At 63.4% G+C, this 9,603-nt stretch carries 11 protein-coding genes; 6 read left to right on the top strand and 5 right to left on the bottom strand.

Annotated elements, in window-relative coordinates; all coding sequences use genetic code 11:
- Nucleotides 1–136: 136 nt before the first annotated feature.
- The 3 genes from IVB12_RS01805 to IVB12_RS01795 all read right to left on the bottom strand — a co-directional run bounded on the left by IVB12_RS01805 (nucleotide 137) and on the right by IVB12_RS01795 (nucleotide 3,178).
- On the bottom strand, nucleotides 137–877 hold the full coding sequence (locus IVB12_RS01805) for an SDR family oxidoreductase (RefSeq protein ID WP_247295050.1): 741 nt from the start codon (nucleotides 875–877) through the stop codon (nucleotides 137–139).
- Between the two features lie 3 nt (nucleotides 878–880).
- Nucleotides 881–2,206 (bottom strand): FAD-binding oxidoreductase, encoded by a 1,326-nt coding sequence (locus tag IVB12_RS01800; protein ID WP_247295048.1) that lies wholly within the window; start codon nucleotides 2,204–2,206, stop codon nucleotides 881–883.
- Between the two features lie 165 nt (nucleotides 2,207–2,371).
- Nucleotides 2,372–3,178, bottom strand: coding sequence for an undecaprenyl-diphosphate phosphatase (locus IVB12_RS01795; RefSeq protein WP_247295046.1), 807 nt, complete (start codon nucleotides 3,176–3,178; stop codon nucleotides 2,372–2,374).
- 168 nt (nucleotides 3,179–3,346) lie between these two features.
- Here IVB12_RS01795 and IVB12_RS01790 point away from each other — a divergent pair, with 168 nt between their 5' ends.
- The 3 genes from IVB12_RS01790 (at nucleotide 3,347) to IVB12_RS01780 (ending at nucleotide 6,120) form a co-directional block, all read left to right on the top strand.
- On the top strand, nucleotides 3,347–4,039 hold the full coding sequence (locus IVB12_RS01790; RefSeq protein ID WP_247295045.1) for a glutathione S-transferase family protein: 693 nt from the start codon (nucleotides 3,347–3,349) through the stop codon (nucleotides 4,037–4,039).
- Entirely contained in the window at nucleotides 3,988–5,181 is a 1,194-nt protein-coding gene (gene queG / locus IVB12_RS01785) for a tRNA epoxyqueuosine(34) reductase QueG (RefSeq protein ID WP_247295042.1), read from the top strand. The genes IVB12_RS01790 and queG overlap by 52 nt, the downstream gene beginning before the upstream one ends.
- A 141-nt stretch (nucleotides 5,182–5,322) precedes the next feature.
- Entirely contained in the window at nucleotides 5,323–6,120 is a 798-nt protein-coding gene (locus IVB12_RS01780) for an acyl-CoA thioesterase domain-containing protein (protein WP_247295039.1), read from the top strand.
- A gap of 67 nt (nucleotides 6,121–6,187) precedes the next feature.
- Here the strand turns inward: IVB12_RS01780 and IVB12_RS01775 are convergent, their stop codons facing one another.
- Complete coding sequence (locus tag IVB12_RS01775; protein ID WP_247295036.1) at nucleotides 6,188–6,655, bottom strand: nuclear transport factor 2 family protein; 468 nt, start codon at nucleotides 6,653–6,655, stop codon at nucleotides 6,188–6,190.
- Between the two features lie 193 nt (nucleotides 6,656–6,848).
- Complete coding sequence (locus IVB12_RS01770) at nucleotides 6,849–7,649, bottom strand: alpha/beta hydrolase (protein WP_247295033.1); 801 nt, start codon at nucleotides 7,647–7,649, stop codon at nucleotides 6,849–6,851.
- A gap of 250 nt (nucleotides 7,650–7,899) precedes the next feature.
- Between IVB12_RS01770 and infC the strand changes: the two genes are divergently transcribed.
- The 3 genes from infC to rplT all read left to right on the top strand — a co-directional run bounded on the left by infC (nucleotide 7,900) and on the right by rplT (nucleotide 9,509).
- The gene (gene infC / locus IVB12_RS01765) at nucleotides 7,900–8,439 is read left to right on the top strand and encodes a translation initiation factor IF-3 (protein WP_247276617.1); all 540 of its coding nucleotides are present in this window, start codon (nucleotides 7,900–7,902) and stop codon (nucleotides 8,437–8,439) included.
- A gap of 429 nt (nucleotides 8,440–8,868) precedes the next feature.
- Entirely contained in the window at nucleotides 8,869–9,069 is a 201-nt protein-coding gene (gene rpmI / locus IVB12_RS01760; RefSeq protein ID WP_008539890.1) for a 50S ribosomal protein L35, read from the top strand.
- Between the two features lie 80 nt (nucleotides 9,070–9,149).
- Complete coding sequence (rplT, locus tag IVB12_RS01755; RefSeq protein WP_247295030.1) at nucleotides 9,150–9,509, top strand: 50S ribosomal protein L20; 360 nt, start codon at nucleotides 9,150–9,152, stop codon at nucleotides 9,507–9,509.
- The last annotated feature ends 94 nt before the right edge of the window (nucleotides 9,510–9,603 follow it).

Genomic DNA, 9,603 nt, shown 5'->3' with positions numbered 1-9,603 from the left:
TCCCGACACCGCCTCGATTCGACGCAAAATCAAGCGCGCGGGCTGGGATGATGCCTTCCTCCTCAGTATGCTTCGCCATATGCGATAGCCCTGCCCGCAAGCGGGGGAGGGAGCGCACCGCCGGTGCGGCTACACGTCAAAACTTCAGCTTCTTGAACACCGCTTCCGGCAGCGTCTTGATGATCAGCATCACGAGGCGCCATTTGCCGCTGACATAAACGACGTCGATTTTCCTCTCGACCGCCTGAAGGATCGCATCGCCGACCACCGGCGCCTCCACCGTGAGCGGGCCGATCAGCTTCATGCCTTCCGTCATCTTGGTGCGGACGAAGCCGGGCTTGACGGTGACGACATGCACGCCGCCGCGGCTGGCGCGGGCACGCAGGCCGGACAGGAAGGCGGAGAAGCCCGCTTTGGCCGAGCCGTAGACATAGTTCGAGGCGCGGCCGCGATCGCCGGCAACGGAGGATACTCCGACGATCGTGCCAGTGCCGCGGCCCAGAAATTTTTCGGCGAATAGGCCGAGGATCAGCGACGGGCCTTCGTAGTTGGAGCGCATGATCGTGGTGGCGTGGGCGAGATCGGATTGCGCGTTCTCCTGCACGCCCAAAAGGCCGACGATCGAGACCACGACATCAGGCAACGCCGGCAGGCCGGCGACAAAGCTTTCGAATGACGCGGTGTCGAGCACATCGAATTTGTGAAGACCGACCTCGATATTGTAACGCGCGCGCAGATCGGCGGCATCCCGCTCCAGCGCGGCGACGTCGCGGCCGGCGAGCGCGACGTCGTATCCCGCCTTGGCGAAGGCGCGCGCCGCGGCGCGGCCGACATCGGAGGAGCCACCCAGCACAATTGCGGACTTGCGTGACGTCACGGACTAAACCTCATCAAACAGGCGTTGTGAAAGCTTCGAGCGGATGTTGCCTGTGGGATCGAGCGATCTGCGGATCGCGTTGAACCGCTGCAAGGCGGGATAGCCGGCCGCGAACGTCGCGCGCGACTGGCGCGCATCCTTGGCGAGGTACAGCCGCCCGCCGGCAGCGACGACCAGCCGATCGATCTCGTCGAGGAAATTCAGGATGTCGCCCTTCAGCGGGAAATCCAGCGCCAGCGTGTAGCCGGGCAGCGGAAACGACAGGATGCCGTCGCCCTGGCCGAGCTTCTTGAGCACGGCGAGGAAGGAGGCATCGCCGCGACGCGCGACGCGCTGGAGGATGTCGTCGAGCACCTCGCGCGCGCCCTGCTCCGGAATCACGCATTGATGCTGGACGAAGCCGCGCTTGCCATAGATGCGATTCCAGTCTTTGAGGCTGTCGAGCGGAAAGAAATACGGATAGAGCGAGACCACTTGGCTGCCGCCGGCGCGCCGCGCGCCCATGCGATAGTACAGCTCGTTGAAGGCGCGGATGCTGTGGCGGTTCAGCGTGATCGAGGGCAGATCGACGGGCACGCCGAGGCTGGGATCTTTGCCGACCGGAAACGCAGCGGCGCCAGCGGCGAGTTCGTCTCTGCCGGCGTGTTCGCCGAGAAAGATCAGCGCGCGGCCGAGATCGCGTCCTCGCGCCGCGCAATCGATCCAGGCCACCGAATAGGTCGCGGCATCGCCCGCGTCGAGTGCGCGCATCGCGGCATCGAGGTCGGACGCTGAGATCACCCGCTCGCGGATCCATCCGGTTTCGACCGGCCGCAACCGCATCGTCGCCTCGAGGATGATTCCGGTCAGGCCCATGCCGCCGACGGTCGCGAAAAACGCATCGGAATTCTGCTCGCGCGAGGCTTCGATCACCTCGCCCTGCCCGGTGCGCAGCAAAATGCTGTCGACGTAGCGGCCGAAGCCGCCCTCGCAATGGTGGTTCTTGCCGTGCACGTCGGCCGCGATTGCGCCGCCGATCGACACGAAGCGCGTGCCGGGCACGACGAAGGGCAGGAAGCCGCGTGGGCCGAATGTCTCGATCAGGTCCGACAGCAGCACGCCGGCCTCGAGGCGGATGCGCCCGCTCGCGGGATCGAACCACCTGACCCTGTCGAACCCCGTCATCGCGACGGTCCTGGCGGCGCCGATCGCGGCATCGCCATAGGCGCGGCCATTGCCGCGCGCGACGGTGCCGGCCGAGACAGCCTCGCCGACGGCCGCGAACGAGCACGGCCGCAGCACGTCGCTATCGACGACCGGAAAACGCCCCCAGCCGCTGACGAGGGTCATGGTTCAGCTCCTGTGCCGGGCGCGCGGCCCTGGGCTGGAGACTGACTACCGGCCAAAAGCTTATATTGCGTTGAGAACGCCGGCCCAACCAAGCGTCTCAGTGCCCACCTCTCCCTACGGGAGAGGTGAAGCGGAACGCTCGATCCGGGCTAGGGTACCTCGAACTTAGTGCCCCAGCGCCAGCGCGATCAGGCCGAGCGTGCCGATGATGACGCGCCACCAGGCGAACAGCACGAAACCGTGTCGGGTGACGTAGCTCAAAAACGTCTTGACCACGATGATCGCGGTGATGAACGACACCACGAAGCCGATCGCGACGATGTTCATATGATCCATCGTCATCTCGGCGCGGTTCTTGTAGAAGTCGTAGGCGAACGCGCCGATCATGGTGGGGATGGCGAGGAAGAACGAGAACTCCGCCGCCGCGCGCTTGTCCGCACCGAGCAGCATGGCGGCCACAATGCTGGCGCCGGAGCGCGACACGCCCGGGATCATCGCCACGCACTGCGCGATGCCGATATAGAGATACATCAGCAGCGGAAACTTGGTGGCTTCATGCTCGCGCGGCTTGAGCTCGAGCTTGTCGACCCAGAGCAGGATGGCGCCGCCGACGATCAGCGTGAAGCAGACGACCCACGGATTGAACAGCACGCTCTTGATGTACTTGCCGGCGAGGAGGCCGACGATCACGGCCGGCAGGAACGCGACCAGCACGCCGATCACGAAGCGGCGCGCATAGGCATCGCCCGTAAACAGGCCAATCGCGACGTCCCACAGCTTCCTGAAATAGAGCCCGACGATCGCGAGGATCGCACCCAGCTGGATCAGAACCGTAAACGAATCCCAGAAGGCACCTTCACCAAGATGGAAGAAGCGCTCCGCGAGCAAGAGGTGGCCGGTCGAGGACACGGGAAGGAACTCGGTCACCCCCTCGATGATGCCGAGGATCACTGCCCGTATTGCGTCTGACATATTACGGTCCATTTCCGCTGGAAAAGCGGGGCTCTTCTCGCCTATTCGCCCCCATGCCGCAATCGCAAAATGCGACGTCACGCCCTTGCTTCGCGGTTTTGAAGGACTAGTGTGGCGCCGCACAAATATTGATGGATTCTTAAGCACCATCAAATAGTCAAAGGCTTCATGTTTACGCTGTTTCATCATCCGTTCTGTCCGCACTCGCGCTTCATTCGCTTGATCGTGGGCGAATACGGGCTCGACCTGAAGCTGGTCGAAGAGCGCAGCTGGGAGCGGCGCGAGGCGTTTCTGCTGCTCAATGCGGCCGGCACGACACCGGTTCTGGTGGACGACGAGCAGCCGCCCATACCGGGCGCGGCGATCGTCGCCGAATATGTCGACGAGGCCTATGGCGCCGCGATGGGCGCCAAGCGCCTGATGCCGGAAAGCATCACCGAGCGTGTCGAGGTGCGCCGGCTGATGGCCTGGTTCAACGAAAAATTCTTCGAGGAGGTCTCGCACCCTCTCGTCACCGAGCGCATCTACAAGCGGTTCATGAGCGAGGAGGACGGCGGCGGCCCGCCTTCGGCCGACGTGATGCGCGCGGCCAAGGCAAACGTGCGCTATCATCTGGCCTATATCGGCTGGCTGGCGCAGACGCGTAACTTCCTCGCGGGCGACCGGCTCACCTACGCGGATCTCGCCGCCGCGGCGCATCTCTCGGCGATCGACTATCTGGGCGACGTGCCATGGAGCGAGGACGACGCAGCAAAGGCGTGGTACGCGCGGGTGAAATCCCGCCCGTCGTTCCGTCCGCTCCTCAGCGAATGGCTGGCCGGGGTGCCGGCGTCGCGGACTTACGTGGACCTGGATTTCTGAATTCCGATCCGACTGCACTGAAGACACAGCTGGCGCACAAAGCACGCGCGCTCGGCTTCGACTGCATCGGCATCACTGCACCCGGCACGATCGAGAGCGCCGGAAAATACTTCCTTGAATTCATCGCCTCCGGCGGCCATGGCGACATGGATTGGCTGGCCGCGAGCCCTGAGCGCCGCGTCGATCCGCGCGGGCTGTGGCAGGATGTGCGCTCGGTGATCATGCTCGGCGTCAATTACGGCCCCGACCAGGATCCGCTTGCGATCCTCAAGCAGCGCACGCATGCGGCGATCTCGGTCTATGCGCAAGGCGACGATTATCACGATCTGATCAAGAAGCGGCTGAAGGCGCTGGCGCGCTGGCTGGTTGCGACCGCGCCGTCGGACGTAAAGGTGTTCGTCGACACCGCGGCCGTGATGGAGAAGCCCTTGGCGCAAGCCGCGCATCTGGGCTGGCAGGGCAAGCACACCAATCTCGTCTCGCGCGAGTTCGGCTCCTGGCTGTTCCTCGGCGCGATCTACACCACGCTCGAGCTGCCGCGCGACGACGCAGAGATCGACCATTGCGGCTCGTGCCGGGCCTGTCTCGACATCTGTCCGACCGCGTCGTTCCCTGCACCCTACAAGCTCGATGCGCGGCGCTGCATCTCGTACCTCACCATCGAGAACAAGGGTCCGATCCCGCGCGAATTTCGCAAAGCCATGGCCAATCGAATCTATGGCTGCGATGATTGTCTTGCCGCCTGCCCCTGGAACAAGTTCGCGCAGGAGGGTCGCGAGGCCAAGCTCGCGGCGCGTGACGAGCTGCGCGCGCCGTCGCTCGCCGAACTCGCACGGCTCGACGATGCTTCATTCCGCACGCTGTTCAAGAAGTCGCCGGTCAAGCGCATCGGGCGCGACCGGTTCTTGCGGAATGTGCTGATTGCGATTGGCAATTCCGGGAAGCCGGCGCTGTCTGCGGAGGCGCGGCGATTGCTCGACGATCCGAGCCCGCTGGTGCGTGGGGCGGCGGTGTGGGCGCTGGGGCAGTTGGTGGAGCGGGAGGCGTTTGCCGAGATGAGGCTGCAGGTTCTCGATCGCCAGCCCGACGAGAGTGTTCGTGAGGAGTGGCGCGCAGAAAGCACGGTTAGCTCCTCATCCTGAGGAGCCGCGCAGCGGCATCTCGAAGGATCAAGGCCGAGCTGCCGCAGCGGGGCCTGCATGGTTCGAGACGGCGCTTCGCGCCTCCTCACCATGAGGATCGGGATCTTGATTTCCCCGCGCGTTTCTTCAATCTCGCGCGCCATGACAAGCATGCCTTTCTTTACCCGCGACGGCGACACATTCCATCCGACGGAAGTCTCCAACGGTCCCTGGGATCCGAAATCGCTGCACGGACGGGTCATCATCGGCCTGCTCGGCTTCGTCATCGAGGAGCGTCATTCCGGCCCCGAATTCGTGCCGGCGCGGCTCACCGTCGATATGTTTCGGCTACCGACCATCGACAAGCCCATTCAAGTGACGACGCGCCTGGTGCGCGACGGCCTGCGCATCCGCGTGGTCGAGGCGGAGTTTGTTTCTGGCGGCGTCAGCATGGCGCGGGCGTCTTGCCAGCTGCTGCGCAAGACACAAAATCCCGAAGGCAATGTCTGGTCACCGCCGAACTGGGACGTGCCGAAACCGGCCGACATTCCCAAGCCCACCGATCCCAGGCTCGGCATGAACGGCAAATGGACGACGCGCCCGATCGTCGGCCATATGGGCTCGCTCGGCCCGCGCCGGCTCTGGATGAGCGAGGTGCGCGAGCTCGTCGCGGGCGTGGCGATGACGCCGTTCGTCCATGTCGCTGTTGGTGCCGATTTCGCCAGCCCGTTTGCCAATGCCGGCGACAGGGGGCTCGGCTACATCAACAGCGACGTCACGATCTATCTGCATCGCCTGCCGATCACAAACTGGATCGGATTCGAGGTGGTGAACCATCACGCTACCGATGGCGTCGCGATCGGCGAATGCTGGCTCTATGACGAACAGGGACCGATCGGCACCGCCACGGTCGCCGCACTGGCGCAGCGCAAGCCGATGGCGAATCCGTCGAAGCGGTAGCGCTCTCTCTACTCGTCGTTCCGGGTTCGCGCCAAGGGGCGCGCCCCGGAATGACGAATGGAGACAGTTACGCCAAATGCCGCTGCATTTCCGGGCGCGCCTTCAGCTCGGCGCCCTGCTTGGCCACGATCTTTGCAATCCGCTCCGGCGCAAACTTCAGGTCGACGAACGCCGGCGCAGTGTTGGCAACTTCGTGATAGCTGGCAATCTTGCCCTCACGCAGCGTCATTATCGCCACGCCCTCGAACATCGCCCGCGCGCCATTCGCTTCCGGCAGGGTCGAACGATAGCTGAAGGTGTAGCGCGCATAGAGCGTGGTGCCGTCGGTGACGGGATCGTGCATGTCCCAGCGGAAATCGGCCGCCGTGCGATAGAACCAGTCGTCGATCAGCTCGGCGATCTTCTCGCGACCGGTGAAGACACCGTAGAAGACGTCGTGGTAGATGCCGTCCTCGGTGAACAGTTCGACGAACGCCTTGCCGTTGCGCTGTTCAACAGCGTCGCAGAAGGCGCGCAGCATGGCGGTGATGGACATTGGCGTTGCTCCCGATGTTTTTCTTCCCCTCGCCCCCTGTGGGAGAGGGTGTATCAATCGCGCTTTGCGCGATTGATACGGGTGAGGGGTTGCTTCCGCGAGTCCAATTCGCATTCGGACTCGCGGCAACAACCCCTCATCCGGCGCTTCGCGCCACCTTCTCCCACAAGGGGAGAAGGAAGAAAGAACATCTTCACCCGATCTCCGCGACCGCCGCAAGAATGCGCGCGATGTCCTGCGGGCGGGAGAGGCGGTGATCGCCGTCCTGGATCATGGTCAGCACGACGTCGTCAGCCGGCAGGCGATGTGTCAGCGCGAAGGCGTGCTGCCATGGCACGTCGGGATCTTTCGCGCCCTGCAGGATGCGGATCGAGCAGCCGAGATCGATGGCGCTGCCGAGCACCAGGTGATTGCGCCCCTCCTCGATCAGATTTCGCGTAATCGGATAGGGCGAGCCGTCGCCATAGTCCGACGGCCGCAGCCAGAGGCCCTTGGTCTCGATCTCTTTCTTCACCGCCGGCGAGAAGTTCTTCCACATCAGCTCCTCGGTGAAGTCGGGCGCCGGCGCGATCAGGACGAGACCGGACAGCGAGGCCACGGCCTGTTGCGTCTCTTGGCGCTTCTTGATCTCGCGCGCGAGCAGCAGTGCCATCCAGCCGCCCATGGACGAGCCGATCAGGATTTGCGGGCCGGCGCAGAAGCGCTCGAACACTGCTAGGCTCTCCTCCAGCCAGCGTCCGATGGTTCCATCGGCGAAATCGCCGCCGGATTCGCCGTGACCGGAATAGTCGAACCGGACCATTGCGCGGCCGTGCTCCCCGGCCCAGGCATCTAGCGCCACGGCCTTGCTGCCCTGCATGTCCGATTTGAATCCGCCGAGCCAGACCAGCCCGGGGCCTTTTCCGGCGCGGCGGCGCACCGCAATCCTGCGCGCCAACGGTCCGTCGCCCACAGTGATGAAGTCGAGCACGATATCGGAAATTGCATCGGTCATGGAACGTTTACTCTGGCTGTGCGGTTTGAGCTGTTTGGACACGTCCGCCAGCACAATCCGACCTCGGCATTGGCCGTTTGGGACGCTTGCGGAACAGAACCAAGGTGTCTATGTCGTCTGCGTGCCAACGGGCGTGGCCAAAATGCCTCGCATTTGAGGGTTTTTCGCCTCTCGCACGAGCGACTTGCTTGCCGGCAAACGCATCTTCCTTCAAGATAGCCGCTTCCTTCACAACTTTGGAGAACCACCCATTCGCCGTCCTAATAAAGCTCCGCCCGCTGCCAGCAAAGACGGGCCGCGCATCAATGATGATATCCGCAATGCGCAGATCCAGCTGATCGATCAGACCGGTGACAACAAAGGCACGGTCGAGACGGTCCTGGCCATCAAGATGGCTCAGGAAGCCGGCATGGATCTGGTCGAGATTTCGCCGAATACCAGCCCTCCCGTCTGCAAGATCATGGACTACGGGAAGTACAAGTATTCCGCTCAGAAGAAAGCCGCCGAAGCCCGCAAGCGGCAGAAGACCGTCGAGATCAAGGAGATCAAGCTCCGTCCGATGATCGACGATCACGATTACGACGTGAAGATGCGCGCGATGCAGCGGTTCTTCGAAGAGGGCGACAAGGTCAAGATCACGCTGCGCTATCGTGGTCGCGAAATGGCGCACCAGGAGATCGGCACCAAGCTTCTGGACAAGATCAAAACCGACGTCGCCGAGCTCGCCAAGGTCGAGCAGGACGCAAGGTTCGAGGGTCGCCAGGTCGTGATGGTTCTGGCGCCGCGCTGACCGGCTCTTTGGGACTGAGACTTCAACGGCCCGTCCGGATCTCCGGCGGGCCGTTTTGTTTGTCAGCTTCTCCTCGCCTGCCAGTTGCGAGCAGCGCCAGGCGGCGCGGGCGCGCAAAGCTCGAGAAAGAGGAAATCGATCGCGGGAATGGGCCATTGGGTCCTGCTCCGGACATGAGGCGTGGACATTGGGGTAGCAACCCCAAATAGTCAGCGGCTAGAGTTCCGGCGGTTCATCGTTGCCATTTGGCTCCCGCTCTGTCATAAGCCCAGCCTTCATCGCCCGGCTGATTAAGGGCTGCCGTGGCGGTGTTTCGTGCGGGTTTCGCGCTCGTTCGCAAAACCTGAGCACAATCAACGCTCTAACGAGCATTTTAGACGGCCAGCCGCCTTCACGGGCGGATTTCTGTTGCGGCCATAGGAGAGCCAAATGCCCAAGCTGAAGACCAAATCGGGCGCTAAAAAGCGCTTCAAGGTGACTGCCACCGGCAAAGTGATGCACGCCCAGCGCGGCAAGCGTCACGGCATGATCAAGCGGACGAAGAAGCAGATCCGTCAGCTCCGCGGCACCCGCGTGCTGTTCAAGACCGACGGCGACAACGTCAAGAAGTACTTCTTGCCGAACGCTTGACCGCGTCCACGATCACTGCCACCTCGCGCCGCGTTCGCGCGGCGATCCGAAACCGAAGTCATCTCTGAAGGATTTTTGTCATGTCTCGCGTCAAACGCGGTGTGACCGCCCACGCCAAGCACAAGAAAGTCTACAAGGCCGCCAAGGGCTTCTATGGCCGCCGCAAGAACACCATCCGCGCCGCCAAGCCGGCGGTCGAGAAGGCCATGCAATATGCCTTCCGTGACCGCAAGCGCAAAAAGCGGACATTCCGCGCGCTCTGGATCCAGCGCCTCAACGCCGCAGTCCGTCCGTTCGGCCTGACCTACAGCCGATTTATCGACGGCCTCGCCAAATCTGGCATCACCGTGGACCGCAAGGTGCTGTCGGATCTCGCGATCAACGAGCCCGCCTCGTTCCAGGCGATCGCCGAGAAGGCTAAGGCTGCCCTTGCGGCGTAACAGGGCCAACGCCGCGCTGGCGGCGTAGCGGTCCTCCACTGTGCTCTGCACAGCGTTCAGCTTGTGATGGCCCGGGCAGAGGCGCGTCTTGCCG

Source organism: Bradyrhizobium sp. 179 (assembly GCF_023073535.1).
GTDB lineage: Bacteria > Pseudomonadota > Alphaproteobacteria > Rhizobiales > Xanthobacteraceae > Bradyrhizobium.
Note: the sequence above shows the minus strand (reverse complement) of the source record. Positions and strands in the feature narration are given on the sequence as shown.